Here is a 20,933-nt window from a genome sequence, read left to right as displayed (position 1 = left end):
GTACTTTCCCGACGAAACAAGGATGAACTCATGACCGTTATCGCTCGTCGCTCCCGTCTGGCCGTCAGTCTTGGCTTGAGCCTGGCCCTTGGCACCTTCGCCCCCGCTGTCTTTGCGCAGCCCCATCAGCAAGTGCTGGCCGATGCCGAGCAGTACAAGGGCGAGGCCCTGAAACTGCTGGAACGGCTGGTGAATATCGACTCCGGTTCCGGTTATGTACCGGGGCTGACCCAGGTCGGTGATATCGCCATTGATGAGCTGCAAAAGCTCGGCGCGACCATCGAGAAGGTGCCCAATTCGGACGGTACTCAACATGTCCTGGCGACGTTCAAGGGCACCGGCAAGGCGAAGATCTTGCTGATGGCCCACATGGACACGGTGTTCAAGGAAGGCTCCGCCGCCGAGCGGCCTTTTCATATCAAGGATGGCCGGGCCTACGGGCCGGGGGTGATGGACGACAAGGGCGGTATCGTCGCCGGCATCTATGCCTTGAAAGTGCTGAAAAACCTCGACTTCAAGAATTACGCGCAGATCACCTTCCTGCTCGACGCCAGCGAAGAAACCGGCTCGGACGCCGCCACCGACCTGATCAAGAAAACCGCCAAGGCCCACGACGTGACCCTGAACCTTGAACCGGGTCGTCCGGCTGACGGTCTGGTGGTGTGGCGCAAGGGCAGCGCAACGGCGCTGGTGGAGGTCAAGGGCAAGGCGGCCCACGCGGGTGTGGCGCCGGAGCTGGGGCGCAACGCGGCGATGGAGGCGGCGCATCAGATTCTGCAACTGGGCAAGCTCGGCGACGCGGAGAAGAAAACCACCATCAACTTCACCGTGCTCAAGGCGGGTGACCGGACCAACGTGATTCCCGACCAGGCCACGGCGAAGGCCGACGTGAGGGCGGCGGTGCCGGAAGAATTCGACCGCATCGAAAAAGACCTGGCCCGGGTGTCCAAGGACAAGTTGATCGCCGACACCGAAGTCACCACCAGCCTGCAGCGTGGCTTGCCGCCGATGCCGCAGACGAAGGAGTCGGATCGATTGATGGCCATGGCCCAGGGTATCTACGGCGAACTGGGGCGCAAACTCACCGAAGAAGGCAGCGGCGGGGCGGCGGACGCCAGCCTGTCGGCCGGGGTTGGCACGCCGACGCTGGATGGCTTTGGCATCGTCGGGGGTAACATTCACACCCCTGAGGAATACGCTGAAGTCGAGAGCGTGGTGCCGCGAATCTATTTGCTCTCGCGGATGATCATGGAATTGGCGGGGCGGTAGCTGTCCACTCCCGGACCCCAAAAATCCTTGTGGCGAGGGGATTTAGCGAAACGTCGCACCGCCCCGCTGGGCTGCGAAGCAGTCCCAAAACCAAGTGGCGCGGTACACCAGATAAACCCCGCCAGCAGGGTTGCGACTGCTCCGCAGCCGAGCGGGGATAAATCCCCTCGCCACAACAGGGTTGTCCTCGACTAGCGTGGGTCGACGTTATCCAGCGCGCGATTTGCCAGCAGTCCGCTCAGTTCGACCAGTTGCAGGATGCCCAGGGCGACGTGCCGGCGTGAGCCGTCCAGGTCGAAGGCCAGGTCATTGATCATGGCGTTGGCCGAGGCCAGGGTTTCGCTGAGGTTGGCGAGGAGGGCTTCGGTGGCGATGCCGTTGATGAGGGTGAAGAGCTGGCCTGGGTCGGTTTTCGGTGTGCTGGATTTGGGTTTCAGGTAGTAATCGAGGGCGCGGTCTGCTGCCGCTTTGTCGAGCGCTGCTGAGTCGGCTGGATCGTTGTCCGGCGGGTTTGGGGTTGCTTTGAACATGATGAAACTCCTTGGTAATGGGAGCCGCAACCCTTTGCTACCAAACATTGGGTGGCGGCTATACGCAGGTTGGTAGACCGGGTACCAAGGCAAACCCAGCGCGCCAGGAGGCGCCCCACGCACAGCCGCCATAATAAATATGCCGGAACTGTGCGCCTTAGTTTTACCCGGGCTACCAAACCCGATCGCTGATATTCAGCGACCGGGCAACAGTAAAGCCCACCCTCAAGGCGCACAAGCCGGCGGATTCTGGCGTAGTTGTAGGCAATGGCGCAAGAAGTTGGAGTCCCTTCCTACGCCAAGATTATCGACATAAACATCAGAGCTTTCGTGGCGAGGGGATTTATCCCCGTTGGGCTGCGCAGCGGCCCCCAAACCAGCCAACTCGGTATGTCAGAAAGATTGTGTTCACTGTTTTAGGGCTGCTGCGCAGCCCAGCGGGGATAAATCCCCTCGCCACATGACTGGCTTCGCTTTGGATTGCGAAGCTTTCTAATACACCCAAACCTCCACCCGCCGATTGCGAACCCGTCCTTCATCTTCACTATTGGCCGCCACCGGCATCAACGCGCCGAAACCGCGCACCTCACGCAACGCCACGCCGAATTTGACCAATTCACGCCGCACCGCCATTGCCCGCAGTTTGGACAGCAGGTCGGCGCGCGCTGGATCGTCCTTGGCATCACCAAAACCCACCAGGGTCACGCGCCGATCGGCTTTGCCATGCTGCTTGATGTAATCGAGCACGCGCCCCAGGTCCTGATGGGCCTTGTTGTCGAGATTGGCGCTGCCTTCTTCGAAACGAAAATTCACCGTCAGGCGCTGGGCATGGCGGCTGAGGGCTTGATAGCCCTCGGGCATCAAGGCGTTGGGGGTGACCGACATCGCCTGGACTGTCTGGGCGATGAAGCCGTTGGCCGCGACGATGGCCTGGCCCTGTTCACTTTGGGTGAAGTCCACCAGCGCCTCGGCCCACGGATTGGTCTGCAAGGGCGGTAAATAGAAGAACAGACGCCGGGAAAGGGGATAGTCCTCGGTGGCGATCAGGTTGTTCAGCGGCAACATGGGTTGGGAATCGCCATCGACAATCGCCAGAGGTTTCGCCTGGCGCACGTAGGGTAGACCGATGAAACCGATGCCTTGTGGGTCTTGGCTGACGGCATCCGACAGTTGATCACTGGATTCGAAGCGTCTGGCCGTAGGATCCAGCTTTTTTCCCTGTCGGTTGAGTACCAATTCCTTGAAGGTGTCATACGTACCGGACTGCTCGTCCCGGGCGTATAGATGAATCACCCCGCCAACGCCACCCACCGCTTCCCAGGTTTTTGCCTCGCCGCTGAAGATGCGTGCCAGTTGCACGGTGTCGAGCTGCCGTAATGGGTTTTGTGGGTGAAGAATAATCGCCAGGCCGTCGATGGCGATGACCTGTTCGGATGTCGGGCTTTTCAGATCGCCGAGGGCCGCCAGGTCCTTCAGTTCGCTTTCCTTGATCGGCCGGGAAGAGGCGGCCAGGTCGGCGTTGGCTTGCTTGAGCGCAGTGAATCCGGTGCTGGAGCCGTGGGCGGCGATGTCGACTGTGACTCGCTGGCCTTCGGCGGTCTGCCCGACGATGCGTTGCTCGTTGTCGCGGCCGGTGATTTCAGCGCTGACCTTGAGCAATCCCTGGTTCTCCATCAGTCCGCGGACCAGGGCCGGCCCCAACGCCGCGCCAATGGTGTTGGAGCCCTGGAGGCGCAGGGCAGGGCCCTGTTCGGGAATGGGCAAGCGGTCCGCCCATGCGCCGCACGGCAGCCAGAAGCCGAGGAAAAACACAACGCTGAGCCGCATGCCGGCACCTTCTGACCTTGGGAAGTGCCGGAAGATTAAGTCAGTCGCGTTACTGAAAGATGACAGGGGTGCGACGAAAAACGAATGACCGGCGCGATCAAGTGTGGGAGCGAGCTTGCTCGCGATGACGGCAGCACAGTCAGTATTGATGTGGCAGATAAACCGCTATCGCGAGCAAGCTTGCTCCCACAGGGATCTCTTACAGAGAATCTGAAGGCTGGGATTCAGCTCAGTTCCAACCAGATCGGCGCATGGTCCGACGGCTTTTCCATGCCCCGCAGTTCATAGTCCACGCCAGCGTCCTTGACCCGTGGCAGCAGGCCGTGGGACGCCAGGATCAGGTCGATGCGCAGCCCGCGCTTGGGTTCGTCTTCGAAACCGCGGCTGCGGTAGTCGAACCAGCTGAAGCGGTCGGTGACGTCTGGGTTCAGGTGGCGGAAGCTGTCCACCAGGCCCCAGTTCTTCAGACGGGCCATCCACTCGCGCTCTTCCGGCAGGAAGCTGCATTTACCGGTCTTCAGCCAGCGCTTCATGTTGTCCGGGCCGATGCCGATGTCACAGTCTTCCGGGGAAATGTTCACGTCGCCCATCACCACGACCGGCTGGTCGTTGCTGAAGCGGGTTTCCAGCAGTTGCTGCAGGTCGCTGTAGAAGCGCTCCTTGGCCGGGAACTTGGTGGGGTGGTCGCGGCTTTCACCTTGGGGGAAATAGCCGTTCATGATGGTCACCGGCACACCGTTGGCATCGGCAAACGTGCCCCAGATGAAACGCCGCTGGGCATCTTCATCGTCAGTCTCGAAGCCTTTGTGCAAGGTCAACGGCGCTTGGCGCGAGAGGAGGGCGACACCGTAGTGGCCTTTCTGCCCGTGGTAATGCACGTGATAACCCAGGGCTTGCACCTCGGCCAGCGGGAACTGTTCGTCGTGGACCTTGGTTTCCTGCAACCCGATCACGTCCGGCTGGTGCTTGTCGATCAGTGCCGCCAACTGATGGGGACGGGCTCGCAGGCCGTTGATGTTGAAGGAGACGATCTTCATGGTCGGCTGTCCTGGCAAAACTGCGATGCTAGCTGACATGTGGGAGCGGGGCTAGCGTGGCAGTAGGACAAATGCACTGCTAATGTCCTTGGCATGTAGGAACGATCGCAGCCCTATCGGGTTCGTAGTCAATAAGAGCAGGCCTCATCGAGCCCGCCCAGGAGACGCAACGCCATGCCTGAAACCGCCACTGCTGATATCCATATGCTCGACAGCGGCTATTCCCGCGAAGCCCGTTCGTTGCTCTACCAGGCCTATCGTCATGAGCCGACCTTCAGCTACCTGTTCGAGTCCGAGCGTCCCGGCTATGAACAGCGGGTGCGGGCGACCGTGCGTGAACTGGTCAAGCAGCATTTCCTCCAGGACCTGCCGGCCATTGGCCTGCTGGTCAACGACCGCCTGATAGGCATCGCCCTGATCGCCCCGCCGCAGCGGCGCCTGGGTATCACCGAGAGTTGGGCCTGGCGCCTGCGCATGGTCTTGAGCACGGGGTTCCGCTGTACCCGACGGTACCTGGACTATCACGCCGCCGTGCTGGCCTGCCTGCCTTCGGACGCGGTGCATGTATTGCCGTTGCTGGGCGTTCATCCGCAATTCCAGGGCAAACACTACGGCGAACAGTTGCTCGAGGCGGTGCACAACTGGTGTGCCGTGGACGAGCATTCCCAAGGCGTGGTGCTGGACACTGGAAATCCCCGTTATCTCGAATTTTATAAACGCCAGGGTTATGAGGAAATTGGCGAAATAGCGGTAGGACCGATCCGCGAGCATGTTTTCTTTCATGCGAACCCGCAGGTCCTGCAGAGCGCGACGGCTTAGTCAGACGAACTTTTGGGAATCGTCTGGCTCTATCAGGCTCCCAACCTCGTGATAGCATCCGCGCCATGAATTTCCCAGGACGAATGACCGGTGGCGCGCTCTTGCTGTCCCTCAGCTGCGTGGCGCTGGCACAAAGTGAATTGGATGTGCGGGTCAAACCCTCCAATGACGAACTCAAGGCCAACGTAGAAGGCTACATCGGTGGTGTGGGCGATCGTGACGAAGAGGCGTTGCTGCGTTTCAGTCGCGGCGCCGAGGAGCAGGCGCGCAAAGCGGCCCAGGCGCTGGGCTATTACCAGCCGCAGATCGACAGCGAGGTCACGACGGGCAAGACGCCGCGCCTGATCCTGTCCATCGACCCCGGCGAGCCGGTGCACTTGCGCAATGTGAAGATCCGCATCGAAGGTCCGGCGGCGTCGCTCAAGGGTTTCCGCATACCAGACAATGCGAGCCTCAAGCCAGGTGCGGTGCTCAATCATGGTCGCTATGAAGATGCCAAGCGAACGATCCTGAACCAGGCCTCGCGCTATGGTTTTTTCAGTGGGCGGTTCGTCAGCCAGACGTTGCGCGTAGACCCGCAGGCCGGCATTGCCGACATCGAGTTGATCTACGACAGCGGGCCGCGCTACGCCCTGGGCCCGGTCAGTTTCGAAGGCGACACTCCTTTCGACGAGGACCTGCTGCGACGCATGGTGCCGTTCAAGGCCGGCGCGCCCTACGATTCCGAGCTCATTGCCGAACTCAACCAGGCCTTGCAATCGAGCGGCTATTTCGAGGGCGTCCGGGTCGATGCGGCACCCACCGCGGCCACCGACAATATCATTCCGGTCGCGGTCAGGCTCGACACGCGCAAGCCACGCACTATGGGCCTGGGGCTGGGTTTTTCCACCGACGTAGGGCCACGGGCCAAGGCCAACTGGACGCGTCACTGGGTCAATCCGCAAGGGCACAGCTACGGTTGGGAAGCGGAAGTCTCGGCGCCCCGGCAAAACATCGGCCTCTGGTACGACGTGCCGCTGGACCCGCCGTTGACCGATAAGCTGCGCTACGCCGGCGGTTATCAATATGAAGAGCTGGCCGGCACCGACACCCTCAGCAAACTGCTGACCGTGGGGCCCGAATGGCACAGCAAGTTGCCCAGCGGATGGCAGCGTGTGGTGTCGCTCAAGTGGCAGCGCGAGGAGTACCGTCTCGGCGACGATTCGGGCCTGAGTACGTTGCTGATGCCGGGCGTCAGCTATTCGTACCTGCGCAGCGATAACCGTATCGACCCGCACCATGGCTATCGCCTGCAATTCGACACCAAGGTCGCCAAGGAAGGGTTGGGTTCGGACAACAACCTTTTGTATGGCACCGCCATGGTCAAGGGTTTGACCACTGTGTTCGACAAGCATCGTTTCCTGGCCCGCGCCCAGATCGGCGGCAGCGCTACCAATGGCTACAAATCGATCCCGCCATCCCTGCGTTTTTTTGCCGGCGGCGATCAGAGCGTACGCGGCTACGACTACCAGAGCCTGTCGCCGGAGAACTCCGAAGGTGATCGCATCGGCGGGCGCTACATGGTGGCCGGCAGCCTCGAGTATCAATATTCGGTTGCGGAAAAGTGGCGGGTGGCGACCTTCGTTGACCAGGGCAACTCTTTCAACAGCCTCGACCTGCCGAGCCTCAAGACCGGCGTGGGCATCGGCGTGCGCTGGGTGTCGCCGGTCGGCCCGATCCGCCTCGACCTGGCCCACGCGCTGGACGACGAGGGCGGCATTCGATTGCACTTTTCCATGGGGCCTGAGTTGTGAATCGCGGTTTGAAAATAACGCTGCTTGCCCTTGGCGGGTTGCTGGTGTCGGTCTTGCTGGCCTTGAGCATCGTGTTGGGCACGGCGTTTGGCAGCCGCTGGGCCCTTGGCCTGGTGCCAGGGCTGACCGTGGAGAGTTTCCAGGGGCGGCTGGGCGGGCAGTGGAATGCCGACCGGGTAGTGTGGCAACAGGACGCCAGCCGGGTAGAACTCGATCGGCCGATCTTCGCCTGGTCGCCGTTTTGCCTTTTACGCATGACCCTGTGCATCGAGCAGCTCAAGGCCGACAGGATTGCCTTGCAGCTGCCGGCCTCTTCCGATGCACCGAGCAGCGGTCCGATCAGCCTGCCGGACCTGGACTTGCCCTTGGCGATCGAGTTGGGCGACGTCCAGGTGGGCAGCCTGTCGTTCAACGGCAGCGAACAGCTCAAGGGGTTGCAACTGGCGGCGCACTGGACCGCCGAAGGTCTGCAGATCGACTCGGTGCAATTGCAGCGCGACGAGTTGAGCCTGAAACTGTCCGGCCTGTTGCAGCCGCGTGGGAACTGGCCGCTCAGTGCTGCGGGCCAACTGACATTGCCGGCACCGGGTGCGACACCTTGGATGCTGGATCTGAAAGTCGATGGCGATCTGCTCAGGACCCTTGAGCTCACTGCCGACAGCAGTGGTTATCTGCAAGGTCACCTCAAGGGCGAGTTGCAACCGCTCGCGGACAACCTGCCGGCCAAGGTGCGCATCACCGCCGACGGCTTCAAGGCCAGCGCCGACCTGCCGGACACGCTGTTGCTCAATCAGCTGGAACTGACCGGCGAGGGTAACCTGAAAGATGGCTATCAACTGCTCGGCAAGGCGAGTTTGCCCGCCGAGAAAGGCCCGGTGGCGTTGTCGCTCAGCGGCAAGGTCGACGCCAACGGCGCACAGATCGCTGGCCTCGATCTGGATGCGGGCGACCAGCAAAGCCTCAAGCTCACCGGGCAGCTGGATTGGCGCGAAGGCCTGAGCGCCGAAGCGAAGATTGCTTGGCTGGAGTTCCCTTGGCATCGCCTCTATCCACTGATCGACGAACCGCAAGTGACGTTGCGCCGTTTTAATGGCGAAGTCTCGTACACCGATGGCAAATACCTCGGCAATTTCCACGCGGCGTTGGACGGTCCGGCCGGGGCGTTCAGCCTGGACAGCCCGTTCAGCGGCGACCTGACGCAGATCCATTTGCCACAGCTCAAGCTCGCCGCCGGGCAGGGCAAGGCCGAAGGGCACTTGAGCCTGCAATTTGCCGACGGCGTTGCCTGGGATACGGCGCTGCAATTGTCGGCCATCAACCCGGCGTATTGGCTCGGCGAGTTGCCCGGCACCCTGGCCGGGCCGTTGCGCAGCAAGGGAACGATGAAAAACGAGCGCCTCGAGCTCGACGCGGACCTGGACCTCAAGGGCAAGCTGCGCGGCCAGCCGGCGCTGTTCCAGGCCAAGGCCAGCGGGGCTGGCGAACAATGGAATCTCGGCGCGCTGGATATTCGTCTGGGCGACAACCGCATCAACGGCACGGGCAGCCTGCAGCAGAAACTGACAGGGCAGATCGATATCAAGCTCTTGCGCCTGGCCCAGCTCTGGCCGCAATTGCGCGGCCAAATCACCGGCCGCGTCGATCTCGCCGGGACGCTGAAGGCACCGCAAGGCAAGCTCGACTTGCAAGGTACGCAACTGGCCTTCCAGGACAACCGCTTGCAAAGCCTGAACCTGGACGCGACGCTCGACAGTGCGCAGCGGGGCAAGGTCGACTTGAAGGCGAGCGGCATCCGGGCCGGCGAAACATCGCTGGGCGTGTTGACGGTCAGCGGCCAGGGCGACATCAAGCAACAGAGGCTCAACCTCGACCTGCAGGGGCCGCAGTTGGAAACCACCTTGGCCCTCGACGGTTCGCTCGACCAAGGCAACTGGCGCGGACGCCTCGCCAGCGGCGACGTGCAGGTCGGCGGGCAGACCTGGCGCTTGCAGGCACCAGCGAAGCTTGAGCGCCTGGCCAACGGCACGCTGAACTTCGGTGCCCACTGCTGGCGATCCGGCCAGGCCAGCCTCTGCGGGGAAGATCAGCGATTGATGCCGGAGCCAAAGCTGCGTTATCACCTCAAGCAATTCCCCATCGAAGGCCTGGCCCAGTGGATGCCCAAGGATTTTGGCTGGCGCGGACAGCTCAACGCCGACCTGCAACTGGACCTGCCGGCCAGCGGCCCGAACGGCCGCGTGTTGGTGGATGCCAGCGGCGGTACTTTGCGGATTCGAGATAAGGAGCAGGACAAGGGGCAATGGCTGGATTTCCCCTACCAGACCCTGACGCTCAGCAGCCGCCTGACGCCGACGCGCATCGATACCGATATCAATTTCGTCGGCGCGAGGCTGGGTGAGCTGACGCTCCAGGCACGGATCAACCCGTTGCCGGCCAGCAAGCCTTTGAGCGGCTCCTTCCGACTCAATGGTCTGGACCTGTCGGTGGCCCGGCCGTTCGTGCCGATGGTGGAAACCCTGACCGGTCATTTGAACGGCAGTGGCACGCTGTCCGGTGGATTGCTCGCGCCCCAGGTCAACGGCAACCTGGTGCTCAGCGACGGCGAAATGTCCGGCCCGGAACTGCCGATCAGCCTCGAAGCCCTGCAACTGCGGGCCATGATCGCCGGTGATACGGTAAGGCTCGATGGCGCCTGGAAAAGTGGCAAGAGCGGGCAGGGCAGCCTGACCGGAAGCATTGGCTGGGGCGAGGCCCTGACCATGGACCTGGCTCTCAAGGGCTCGCAACTGCCGGTCACTGTCGAACCCTACGCGGTGCTGGACGTGGCGCCGAACCTGAACATCACGATGCAGGGCGAACGACTTTCGATTGCCGGCAAGGTCCTGGTGCCCAAGGGCGAGATCACCGTTCGCGAGCTGCCGCCGTCCACGGTCAAGGTATCGGATGACACGGTGATCGTCGGCCACCAGACTGAAGAGGGCGAGGCACCGATTGCGATGGCGATGGACATCGATGTCATCGTCGGCCAGGAAAAACTCGCCTTCTCGGGTTTTGGCCTGACGGCCAACGTCCAAGGCCAAGTACACATCGGCGACAACATGGACACGCGCGGCGAGCTCTGGCTCAACGACGGAAAATACCGGGCCTACGGACAACGCCTGACGGTACGCCGGGCGCGATTGTTGTTTGCCGGGCCGATCGACCAGCCTTACCTGGACATTGAAGCGATCCGCCAGACCGACGATGTGATCGCCGGTATTCGCTTGAGTGGCAGCGCCGAGCAGCCGACCACGCAGATCTTCTCCGAGCCGGCCATGAGCCAGGAGCAGGCGTTGTCCTACCTGGTGCTGGGCCGGCCGTTGAGCACCACCGGCGAGGACAACAACATGCTCGCCCAGGCCGCGCTGGGCCTGGGCTTGATGGGCAGCGCTGGCGTGACCACCAGCCTCGCCAACAATCTGGGTATCGAAGATTTCCAGCTCGACACCCAGGGCAGCGGCAACGACACCAGCGTAGTCGCCAGTGGCAACCTGTCGGAAAAACTCAGCCTGCGCTATGGCGTGGGCGTGTTCGAACCGGCCAATACCATCGCGTTGCGCTACAAGCTGAGCAAGAAGGTCTACCTCGAAGCCGCCAGCGGCGTCGCCAGCTCGCTGGATATCTTCTACAAGCGCGATTTCTGATCCCTTCCCAAAAAACAAAATCCCCTTGTGGGAGCGAGCTTGCTCGCGATAGCGCCATCAGATTCAGCATCTTCGTTGACTGATACACCGCTATCGCGAGCAAGCTCGCTCCCACATTGGGTCACCGATTTTCTTCCAGCATCTTGTGTGTTCATACGTAGCTAACTAACTATTTGTTTGACATTTGCTGCCTAAGCAGTAATATCTCGACATACATTCACTGCCTAGGCAGCAAAACGTCTTCCGACAACGGTATCCAGATGAAGCATTTCACCCCAGGCGATTTCCACAATTGCCATCTCGGCATGCTGCTCGGCCGTGCCGCGCTGCTCAAGGATCGGATCATCGACACCCACATGGAGCCCGTCGGCATCACCGCCGCGCAGTTCAAGGTGCTGATCATCATGGCCCAGCACGGCATCGACACGCCGGTCGAACTGTGCCGCTACCTGTCCCTGGACAGCGGCTCGATGACACGGATGCTCGATCGCCTGGAGCAGAAGGGCTTCCTGGTTCGCCAACGCTCGGCAGAGGACCGGCGCCAAGTGCAATTGGTGCTGACCGAAGCCGGCCAGGCCCTTGCCGATCGCCTGCCGTTCATCGGTGCCGATGCGATGAATCAACTGGCCAGTGCCATCAGCCGCGAGGAGCTGCAAACCCTCGAAGACATCCTCAAGAAAATACTGCTCGCCGCCGGTGACCCCATCACCGTCTTGCGATTGGGGGAAAAATGAAGCGTCAAACCTTGCGTACCCGCTTGGGCCTGGTGCTGCTGGCCATGAGCCTCGCCGGTTGTGCCAGCTACAGCGGCCTGAAGACCGAAGGGGTCAGCCTCGAAGCCAAGAGCCTCCAGGCGGGACAGTCCCTGACTGGCGTCAAGCTGTCGCCGGCCTCGTGGCCGAAAAGCGACTGGTGGAAAAGCCTCGGCGACCCACAACTCGATGGCCTGATCCGCGAAGCGCTGCACGACAGCCCGGACATGCAGATCGCCAGCGCCCGGGTTCACCAGGCCAGTGCCGCCGCCTATGCCGCCAACGCCGCACGCCTGCCAACCCTGGATGCCAGCGGCAGCGTCAGCCGTTCGCGCCTGGCTCGCGACCAGGATCCGCAAGGGCAGGGTGGGGCCTACAGCACGTTGCGTTCGCTGAGCGTGGATTTCAATTACAACTTCGACCTCTGGGGCGGCCAGCGCGCCGCCTGGGAAGCCGCCCTCGGTCAGGCCCGCGCCGCCGAGATCGACCGCCAGGCCGCGCAACTGACCCTGGCTGCCGATGTGGCCCGGGCCTACAGCGACCTGGGCCAGGCCCATATCATTCATGACTTGGCCAACGAAGACCTCAAGCGCACGCGGCAGATGCTGGACCTGGGCAAGCGTCGCCTCGGCGCCGGGATCGACAGCCAGTATCAGTTCCAGCAGACCGAAAGCCTGGAAGCGAGCGCCGATGCAACGTTGATCGACGCGGAGAAACGTTTGCAAAGCGCCAAGATCGCCTTGGCGGTGCTGCTGGGCAAAGGGCCGGACCGTGGCAACGAAATCGCCCGGCCCAACGTGCTGCAGGCCAGCGCCGTGGCGTTACCGTCGAATCTGCCGGCCGAATTGCTGGGCCGTCGTCCGGACCTGGTCGCGGCGCGGTGGCGGGTCGAGGCGGCGAGCAAGAACATCGAAGCCGGCAAGACCAATTTCTACCCCAACCTCAACTTGAGCGCGGCGGCGGGAGTGCAATCGCTGTTGGGTGACGCGATGTTCGGCTCGGCCAGCCGTTTCTTCAATGTGGCACCGACGGTGTCGCTGCCGATTTTCGACGGCGGACGCCTGCGGGCCGATCTCGATGCCCGGGACGCCGACTACGACCTGGCGGTGGCGCAATACAACAAGAGCCTGGTCGCGGCCCTTGGCGATGTCAGCGACACCATCAACCAGTTGCGTGACATCGGTCGGCAGATCGGCGCCCAGCAACATGCCGTGGATATCGCGCAAAGCTCTTACGACACCGTGGTCCAGCGCTATGGCTCCGGCATCGGCAATTACCTGGACGTGCTGAGCATCGAGCAGCAACTGCTCCAGGCCCAACGCCAACTGGCGACCCTCAATGCCGAGCAGATCGACCTGTCGATCCAACTGATGCAGGCCCTGGGCGGTGGTTTCGAGACCCGGACCGTAGCTTCGGCCACACCGGCCGCCACCGCGCCAACTCACTGATTCGAGGTATTTGTCATGGCAACTGCCGAAACAACTCAACAAACCCCACAGGACGGCAGCAATCCGCGCAAGCGCAAGGTGATGTTGCTGGCCCTGGCCCTGCTCGTCATTCTCGCCGGCGTGGGTGTCTGGGCCTGGCACGAACTGTATGGTCGCTGGAACGAAAGCACCGACGACGCCTACGTCAACGGCAATGTGGTGGAAATCACCCCGCAAGTCACCGGCACGGTGGTGAGCATTGGCGCCGATGACGGTGACCTGGTGCGCGAAGGCCAGGTGCTGGTGCAATTCGACCCGAACGATGCCGAAGTCGCGCTGCAAAGTGCCCAGGCCAACCTGGCCCGTACCGTGCGCCAGGTGCGCGGCTTGTACAGCAATGTCGATGGCATGAAGGCGCAGGTGCATGCGCAAGAGGCCGAAGTGCAGAAGGCCCAGGAAAACTACAGCCGACGCAAGAACCTGGCGGCCGGCGGAGCGATTTCCCAGGAAGAACTGTCCCACGCACGGGACGACCTGACCTCGGCGCAGAACGCCTTGGCCAACGCCCGGCAACAGCTCAAGACCACCAGCGCGTTGGTGGATGACACGGTGGTGTCGTCCCACCCCGACGTGCAAGCGGCGGCTGCGCAACTGCGCCAGGCCTATCTGTCCAACGCGCGCAGTACCTTGATCGCGCCGGTGACCGGTTATGTTGCCAAGCGCACCGTACAGCTGGGGCAGCGAGTGCAGCCGGGCACGGCGTTGATGGCGGTGATCCCGCTGGATCAGTTGTGGATCGACGCCAACTTCAAGGAAACCCAACTGCGCGACATGCGCATCGGCCAGCCGGTGGACATCGAGACTGACCTGTATGGCAGCGACGTGAAATACAGCGGTACGGTCGACAGCCTGGGCGCCGGCACCGGCAGCGCATTTGCCTTGCTGCCCGCGCAGAACGCCACCGGTAACTGGATCAAGATCGTCCAGCGGGTGCCAGTGCGCATTCATATCAATGCCGAGGAGCTGACCAAGCATCCGCTGCGGGTCGGCCTGTCGACTCAGGTCAACGTCAACCTGCATGACCAGAGCGGCCCGGTACTGGCCCAGCAGCCACCGCAAAAAGCCTCGTTCAGCACCCAGGTCTATGACCGTCAGCTGGCCGATGCCGACGCGATGATCAGCCGTTTGATTCATGAGAACAGCGCGGCGACGAGCAATACCGCGCAGCGCTGAGGCAGCGATGCCGGCCTCTGTGGCGAGGGGATTTATCCCCGCTGGGCTGCGCAGCGGCCCTAAAACTGCGACCCGGTGTATCAGGGACTCACTCATCTAATCAAACAGGGGCTGCTACGCAGCCCAGCGGGGATAAATCCCCTCGCCACAGGGCGTAATTCCATTTCATCGGGGCGCCAGTAGTTCACCACCTCCGTTTCATAGGATTCTCGCAATGAGCAATAACGCGTCCTTCACGCCGCCCAGCCTGTTGCTCAGCACCATTGGCTTGTCGCTGGCGACGTTCATGCAGGTGCTCGACACCACCATCGCCAACGTCGCCTTGCCGACTATTTCCGGCAACCTGGGCGTCAGCTCGGAGCAGGGTACTTGGGTGATCACCTCGTTCGCCGTGAGCAACGCCATCGCGCTGCCGCTGACCGGATGGCTGAGCCGTCGCTTTGGCGAGGTGAAGCTGTTTTTGTGGGCGACGATGCTGTTCGTCCTGGCCTCGTTCCTGTGCGGGATATCCACCTCCATGCCAGAGCTGATCGGCTTCCGTGTACTCCAGGGGCTGGTCGCCGGGCCGTTGTATCCGATGACCCAGACCCTGTTGATTGCCGTGTACCCGCCGGCCAGGCGCGGCATGGCCCTGGCGTTGCTGGCGATGGTCACGGTGGTGGCGCCGATTGCCGGGCCGATCCTCGGCGGCTGGATCACCGACAGCTATAGCTGGCCGTGGATTTTTTTCATCAACGTGCCCATCGGCATTTTCGCGGTGATGGTCGTGCGCCAGCAGCTCAAGGCGCGGCCCGTGGTCACCAGTCGCCAGCCGATGGACTATGTCGGCTTGATCACGCTGATCATCGGGGTCGGTGCGTTGCAGGTGATCCTCGACAAGGGCAATGACCTGGATTGGTTCGAATCGAACTTCATCATGATTGGCGCGCTGATTTCAGTCGTTGCCTTGGCGGTATTCGTGATCTGGGAAATGACCGACGGACATCCGGTGGTCAACCTGCGGCTGTTTGCCTATCGCAACTTTCGCATCGGCACCATTGTGCTGGTGGGCGGTTACGCCGGGTTCTTCGGGATCAACCTGATCCTGCCGCAATGGTTGCAGACCCAGATGGGCTACACGGCCACCTGGGCCGGCCTGGCGGTGGCGCCCATCGGCATCCTGCCGGTGTTGATGTCGCCCTTCGTCGGCAAGTACGCCCACAAGTTCGACCTGCGCCTGTTGGCCGGGCTGGCGTTCCTGGCGATCGGCCTGAGCTGCTTCATGCGCGCCGGGTTCACCAACCAGGTGGATTTCCAGCACATCGCCCTGGTGCAGTTGTTCATGGGCATCGGCGTGGCGCTGTTCTTCATGCCGACCCTGAGCATCCTGATGTCGGACCTGCCGCCGCACCAGATCGCCGATGGCGCGGGGCTGGCGACGTTCCTGCGAACCCTGGGCGGCAGCTTCGCCGCGTCGCTGACCACCTGGATCTGGATCCGTCGCGCCGACCAGCACCATGCGTACCTGAGCGAAAGCATCAGCACCTTCGAGCCGGCCACCCGCGAGACGATCCACCAACTCGGCGGCGCGAGCACGCCGGTCTATGCCCAGCTCGACCAGATCCTCACCAGCCAGGCGTACATGCTCTCCACCGTGGATTACTTCACGCTGCTGGGCTGGGCGTTCATGGGGTTGATTTTGCTGGTGTGGCTGGCGAAGCCGCCGTTTGCGGCGAAGGCGGGGCCTGCTGCCAGCGGTCATTGAAGCAACCATGAACTCCTGTGGGAGCGAGCTTGCTCGCGATGGCGGATTCACGTTCAACATCACCGTTGACTGATCCACCGCTATCGCGAGCAAGCTCGCTCCCACAAGGGATCTATATGTAGTCAGGGATCGTATCGGGTGCCGGCAGTTGTGGCGGCGGGGCAAACCCGAACGGCGCCAGCGCAAACCCCTGTTCATCCACCTGCAACGCCCAGCCTTGCTTGTCCCAATCCCCCAGCACGATGCGTCTCGCTGCGTGTTCGCCCAGTTGCAGCTTGTGGATGGCGGGACGGTGGGTGTGGCCGTGGACCAAGGTCTTCACGCCGTATTGCTGCATGATCCGCGGGATCTCTTCGGGCGTGACGTCGACGATGTCGTTGGCTTTCATCCGCGTCTGGGTGCGGCTTTCGCTGCGCAGCTTGCGGGCCAGTTTCTGGCGACTGCCCAGTGGCAGGTGGCGCAGGATGAACAACGTGACCGGGTTGCGCAGCCAGCGGCGCATCTTCATGTAGCCGATATCCCGTGTGCAGAGGCTGTCGCCGTGCATCAGCAATACCGGTTCACCGTTGAACTGCACGACACTCGGATCCTTGAGCAAGGTGCAGCCAGCGGCTTTGCAGAAAGCCTGCCCGAGCATGAAGTCGCGATTGCCGTGCATGAGGAAAATGGCCGTGCCGCTGTCGCTCAATTCGCGCAGGGCCTGGCAGATGGAACGCTGGAACGGCGTCATGGCATCGTCGCCGATCCAGGCTTCGAAAAAGTCGCCCAGGATGTACAACGCTTGCGCCGAGCGGGCGCGTGTGGCGAGTAAATCCAGAAACGCCCGGGTGATGTCCGGGCGCTCCTCTTCCAGATGCAAATCTGAAATCAGCAATATCACGCTTCGATGATCTCGGCTTTCTCGATGATCACGTCTTCTGCGGGCACGTCCTGGTGGCCGGCCTTGGAGGTGGTGGACACGCCTTTGATCTTGTCGACCACGTCTGTGCCAGCGGTGACTTTACCGAATACTGCGTAGCCCCAGCCCTGGACGTTCTTGCCGCTGTGGTTGAGGAAGCTGTTGTCGGCAACGTTGATGAAGAACTGCGCGGAGGCGGAATGCGGCTCCATGGTGCGAGCCATGGCGACGGTGTACTTGTCGTTGGAAAGACCGTTGTCGGCTTCGTTCTGGATGCTTGGGCGCTTGTCTTTCTTTTCTTTCATGCCCGGCTCGAAACCGCCGCCCTGGATCATGAAGTTGCCGATGACACGGTGGAAAACGGTATTTTCGTAATGGCCGGCCTCGACGTACTCAAGGAAGTTCTTAACGGTGATCGGAGCCTTTTCGGCGTTCAATTCCAGGACGATGTCGCCATGGTTGGTGGTCAGTTTGACTTGGGTCATGATCACTACTCTTTCAAGGAATTCGTGGGTTTCGGGGGCGCGGACGCCCGCAACCGGTCTGGTCGCAATCGCCAGGTTGGGCAGTTTAGCGTGCCGGGCACGAATTTCGAGGCTGTTTTTCATCGGCTCATCGATTAAATTCAATCGTTTGCCGGCTCGGCCTGTCAGGTGCTTGACAGCATCGGCTATGATACGGGCTTTGATTTATCAGGCCGCACCCGGCCGCGCACTTGTACGTTCAAGGATCCTATGAGCAAGCCCACTGTCGACCCTACCTCGAATTCCAAGACCGGCCCGGCCGTGCCGGTCAATTTCCTGCGCCCGATTGTCCAGGCGGACCTGGATTCGGGTAAGCACACGCAGATCGTCACCCGCTTCCCGCCGGAGCCCAACGGCTACCTGCATATCGGTCACGCCAAATCCATCTGCGTGAACTTCGGCCTGGCCGAGGAGTTCGGTGGCGTCACGCACTTGCGTTTCGATGACACCAACCCGGCCAAGGAAGACCAGGAATACATCGACGCGATCAAGAGCGACGTCAAGTGGCTGGGTTTCGAATGGGCCGGCGAAGTGCGCTACGCCTCGCAGTATTTCGACCAGTTGCATGATTGGGCGGTCGAGCTGATCAAGTCCGGCAACGCCTACGTGTGCGACCTGACGCCGGAGCAGGCCAAGGAATACCGTGGCAGCCTGACCGAACCGGGCCGGAACAGCCCGTTCCGCGATCGCAGCGTGGAAGAGAACCTGGACCTGTTCGCCCGCATGCGCGCCGGTGAGTTCCCGGACGGTGCCCGTGTGCTGCGCGCCAAGATCGACATGGCCTCGCCGAACATGAACTTGCGCGACCCGATCATGTACCGCATCCGTCATGCCCATCACCACCAGACGGGCGACAAGTGGTGCATCTACCCGAACTATGACTTCACCCACGGCCAGTCGGACGCCATCGAAGGCATCACGCATTCGATCTGCACCCTGGAATTCGAAAGCCACCGTCCGCTGTACGAATGGTTCCTGGAACACCTGCCGGTGCCGGCCAACCCGCGCCAGTACGAATTCAGCCGCCTGAACCTGAACTACACCATCACCAGCAAGCGCAAGCTCAAGCAACTGGTGGACGAGAAGCACGTCAGCGGCTGGGACGACCCGCGCATGTCGACGCTGTCGGGCTTCCGCCGTCGTGGCTACACGCCGAAGTCGATCCGCAATTTCTGCGAGATGATCGGCACCAACCGCTCCGACGGCGTGGTGGACTTCGGCATGCTGGAGTTCAGCATCCGCGACGACCTCGACCACAGCGCTCCGCGCGCCATGTGCGTGTTGCGCCCACTGAAAGTGGTCATCACCAATTACCCGGAAGGCCAGGTCGAGAACCTCGAGCTGCCGTGCCACCCGAAGGAAGACATGGGCGTGCGCGTCCTGCCGTTCGCCCGGGAAATCTACATTGACCGTGAAGATTTCATGGAAGAGCCGCCAAAAGGCTACAAGCGCCTGGAGCCTGCCGGCGAAGTGCGCCTGCGCGGCAGCTACGTGATCCGCGCCGACGAAGCCATCAAGGACGCCGACGGCAACATTGTCGAGCTGCGCTGCTCCTATGACCCCGACACCCTGGGCAAGAACCCGGAAGGTCGCAAGGTCAAGGGCGTGATCCACTGGGTGCCGGCCGCCGCCAGCGTCGAGTGCGAAGTGCGCCTGTACGATCGCCTGTTCCGTTCGCCGAACCCGGAGAAGGCCGAAGACAGCGCCAGTTTCCTGGACAACATCAACCCTGACTCCTTGCAAGTACTCACTGGTTGTCGTGCCGAGCCATCGCTGGGCAACGCACAGCCGGAAGACCGTTTCCAGTTCGAGCGCGAAGGTTACTTCTGCGCGGATATCAAGGACTCGAAACCCGGTGCTCCGGTGTTCAACCGTACCGTGACCTTGCGCGATTCCTGGGGTCAGTGATCAAGTCTTAAGGGAAACCCTGTGCTTACGATCTACAACACGCTCACCAAGAGCAAAGAAGTCTTCAAGCCGCTGGATGGCAACAAGGTGCGCATGTACGTCTGCGGCATGACCGTGTACGACTACTGCCACATCGGTCATGGCCGCAGCATGGTCGCCTTCGACCTGGTGACCCGCTGGCTGCGGTTCAGCGGTTATGACCTGACCTACGTGCGCAACATCACCGACATCGAAGACAAGATCATCAACCGTGCCCGTGAAAACGGCGAGCCTTACGATGCGTTGACCGAGCGCATGATCAAGGCCATGCACGAGGACGAGGCGCGCCTCAACATCCAGAAGCCGGACCTGGAACCGCGCGCCACGGACCACATCCCGGGCATGTTGGCGATGATCCAGACCTTGATCGACAAGGGCTACGCCTATGCACCGGGCAATGGCGACGTGTACTACCGCGTCGCCAAGTTCATGGGCTACGGCAAGCTGTCGCGCAAGAAGATCGAAGACTTGCGCATCGGTGCGCGTATCGAAGTCGACGAGTCGAAGGAAGACCCGCTGGACTTCGTGCTGTGGAAGGGCGCCAAGCCGGGTGAGCCGAGTTGGGATTCGCCATGGGGCGCCGGGCGTCCGGGCTGGCATATCGAGTGCTCGGTGATGTCGACCTGCTGCCTGGGCGAGACCTTCGACATTCATGGCGGCGGCAGCGACCTGGAATTCCCGCACCACGAAAACGAAATCGCCCAGAGTGAAGCAGCCACCGGCAAGACCTACGCCAACGCGTGGATGCATTGCGGCATGATCCGGATTAACGGCGAGAAGATGTCCAAGTCCTTGAACAACTTCTTCACCATCCGCGACGTGCTCGACAAGTATCACCCGGAGGTCGTGCGTTACCTGTTGGTATCGAGCCACTACCGCAGCGCCATCAACTACTCGGAAGACAACCTCAAGGACGCCAAGGGCGCCCTGGAGCGTTTCTACCATGCGTTGAAGGGCCTGCCGAGCGTGCCGCCTGCCGGTGGCGAAGCATTCGTGGCGCGCTTCACCGAAGTGATGAACGACGACTTCGGCACGCCGGAAGCGTGCGCGGTGCTGTTCGAGATGGTGCGTGAGATCAACCGCCTGCGCGAGAGCGATGTTGATGCGGCGGCGGGCCTGGCGGCACGCTTGAAGGAACTGGCCAGTGTGCTGGGTGTGTTGCAGCTCGAAGCCGATGACTTCCTGCAAGCCGGCGCCGAAGGTCGCGTGGACGCGGCCGAGGTAGAGGCGTTGATCCAGGCGCGCCTGGCTGCGCGAGCCAACAAGGACTGGGCCGAATCCGACCGCATCCGCGACCAGCTCACCGCCATGGGCGTGGTGCTGGAAGACGGGAAGGGCGGGACGACCTGGCGATTGGCGGACTAAGATCTCTTAGGCGCGCAATACCCACTGTGGGAGCGAGCTTGCTCGCGATGGCGGAGTGTCAGGCAACATGTTTGTCTGCTGATAT

The 20,933-nt window shown here is 61.9% G+C and carries 15 protein-coding genes; 10 read left to right on the top strand and 5 right to left on the bottom strand.

The window, feature by feature from the left end; translation table 11 throughout:
- Window positions 1-30 precede the first annotated feature (30 nt).
- Window positions 31-1,269 carry a M20/M25/M40 family metallo-hydrolase gene (locus tag KSS97_RS19455; RefSeq protein ID WP_198795999.1) on the top strand — a complete coding sequence of 413 codons (1,239 nt, stop codon included), beginning with the start codon at window positions 31-33 and terminating at the stop codon, window positions 1,267-1,269.
- Between the two features lie 191 nt (window positions 1,270-1,460).
- On the opposite strand, the gene KSS97_RS19450 is transcribed toward KSS97_RS19455, so the two are convergent.
- The 3 genes from KSS97_RS19450 to xthA all read right to left on the bottom strand — a co-directional run bounded on the left by KSS97_RS19450 (window position 1,461) and on the right by xthA (window position 4,663).
- Window positions 1,461-1,799, bottom strand: a complete 339-nt coding sequence (locus KSS97_RS19450) for a DUF6124 family protein (RefSeq protein ID WP_217859937.1) — start codon at window positions 1,797-1,799, stop codon at window positions 1,461-1,463.
- Window positions 1,800-2,291: 492 nt separating this feature from the next.
- Entirely contained in the window at window positions 2,292-3,626 is a 1,335-nt protein-coding gene (locus KSS97_RS19445; RefSeq protein WP_217859936.1) for a substrate-binding domain-containing protein, read from the bottom strand.
- Between the two features lie 224 nt (window positions 3,627-3,850).
- Window positions 3,851-4,663, bottom strand: coding sequence for an exodeoxyribonuclease III (xthA, locus tag KSS97_RS19440; protein ID WP_030142104.1), 813 nt, complete (start codon window positions 4,661-4,663; stop codon window positions 3,851-3,853).
- A 174-nt stretch (window positions 4,664-4,837) separates the two neighbouring features.
- On the opposite strand from xthA, the gene KSS97_RS19435 reads away from it, so the two are divergent.
- The 7 genes from KSS97_RS19435 to KSS97_RS19405 all read left to right on the top strand — a co-directional run bounded on the left by KSS97_RS19435 (window position 4,838) and on the right by KSS97_RS19405 (window position 16,114).
- Complete coding sequence (locus KSS97_RS19435) at window positions 4,838-5,482, top strand: GNAT family N-acetyltransferase (RefSeq protein WP_030142105.1); 645 nt, start codon at window positions 4,838-4,840, stop codon at window positions 5,480-5,482.
- Between the two features lie 65 nt (window positions 5,483-5,547).
- The gene (locus KSS97_RS19430) at window positions 5,548-7,275 is read left to right on the top strand and encodes an autotransporter assembly complex protein TamA (RefSeq protein WP_030142106.1); all 1,728 of its coding nucleotides are present in this window, start codon (window positions 5,548-5,550) and stop codon (window positions 7,273-7,275) included.
- A complete protein-coding gene (locus tag KSS97_RS19425; protein ID WP_217859935.1) occupies window positions 7,272-10,958 on the top strand; it encodes a translocation/assembly module TamB domain-containing protein in 3,687 nt (1,228 codons plus the stop codon). Before KSS97_RS19430 ends, KSS97_RS19425 begins: the two co-directional genes overlap by 4 nt.
- 260 nt (window positions 10,959-11,218) lie before the next feature.
- Complete coding sequence (locus KSS97_RS19420) at window positions 11,219-11,692, top strand: MarR family winged helix-turn-helix transcriptional regulator (RefSeq protein WP_030142108.1); 474 nt, start codon at window positions 11,219-11,221, stop codon at window positions 11,690-11,692.
- Window positions 11,689-13,158 carry an efflux transporter outer membrane subunit gene (locus KSS97_RS19415; protein WP_217859934.1) on the top strand — a complete coding sequence of 490 codons (1,470 nt, stop codon included), beginning with the start codon at window positions 11,689-11,691 and terminating at the stop codon, window positions 13,156-13,158. Before KSS97_RS19420 ends, KSS97_RS19415 begins: the two co-directional genes overlap by 4 nt.
- Window positions 13,159-13,173: 15 nt before the next feature.
- On the top strand, window positions 13,174-14,370 hold the full coding sequence (locus tag KSS97_RS19410; RefSeq protein WP_217859933.1) for an HlyD family secretion protein: 1,197 nt from the start codon (window positions 13,174-13,176) through the stop codon (window positions 14,368-14,370).
- A gap of 214 nt (window positions 14,371-14,584) precedes the next feature.
- Window positions 14,585-16,114 carry a DHA2 family efflux MFS transporter permease subunit gene (locus tag KSS97_RS19405; protein ID WP_217859932.1) on the top strand — a complete coding sequence of 510 codons (1,530 nt, stop codon included), beginning with the start codon at window positions 14,585-14,587 and terminating at the stop codon, window positions 16,112-16,114.
- Between the two features lie 112 nt (window positions 16,115-16,226).
- Here KSS97_RS19405 and KSS97_RS19400 read toward each other — a convergent pair whose 3' ends face one another.
- Together KSS97_RS19400 and KSS97_RS19395 are read right to left on the bottom strand one after the other, a co-directional pair.
- On the bottom strand, window positions 16,227-16,994 hold the full coding sequence (locus tag KSS97_RS19400) for a UDP-2,3-diacylglucosamine diphosphatase (RefSeq protein ID WP_198796006.1): 768 nt from the start codon (window positions 16,992-16,994) through the stop codon (window positions 16,227-16,229).
- Window positions 16,991-17,497, bottom strand: a complete 507-nt coding sequence (locus KSS97_RS19395; RefSeq protein ID WP_198796007.1) for a peptidylprolyl isomerase — start codon at window positions 17,495-17,497, stop codon at window positions 16,991-16,993. Before KSS97_RS19395 ends, KSS97_RS19400 begins: the two co-directional genes overlap by 4 nt.
- A gap of 249 nt (window positions 17,498-17,746) precedes the next feature.
- Between KSS97_RS19395 and KSS97_RS19390 the strand changes: the two genes are divergently transcribed.
- Both KSS97_RS19390 and cysS read left to right on the top strand, forming a co-directional pair.
- Window positions 17,747-19,444: a glutamine--tRNA ligase/YqeY domain fusion protein gene (locus KSS97_RS19390; RefSeq protein ID WP_030142114.1), complete on the top strand. Its 1,698-nt coding sequence runs from the start codon at window positions 17,747-17,749 to the stop codon at window positions 19,442-19,444.
- A gap of 21 nt (window positions 19,445-19,465) precedes the next feature.
- Window positions 19,466-20,848: a cysteine--tRNA ligase gene (cysS, locus tag KSS97_RS19385; RefSeq protein WP_217859931.1), complete on the top strand. Its 1,383-nt coding sequence runs from the start codon at window positions 19,466-19,468 to the stop codon at window positions 20,846-20,848.
- Window positions 20,849-20,933: the final 85 nt, after the last annotated feature.

The organism is Pseudomonas alvandae, from assembly GCF_019141525.1.
In the GTDB taxonomy this organism is placed as follows: Bacteria; Pseudomonadota; Gammaproteobacteria; order Pseudomonadales; family Pseudomonadaceae; genus Aquipseudomonas; species Aquipseudomonas alvandae.
The sequence above is the reverse complement of the archived record's forward strand: the minus strand, read 5'-3'. Positions and strand labels throughout refer to the sequence as shown.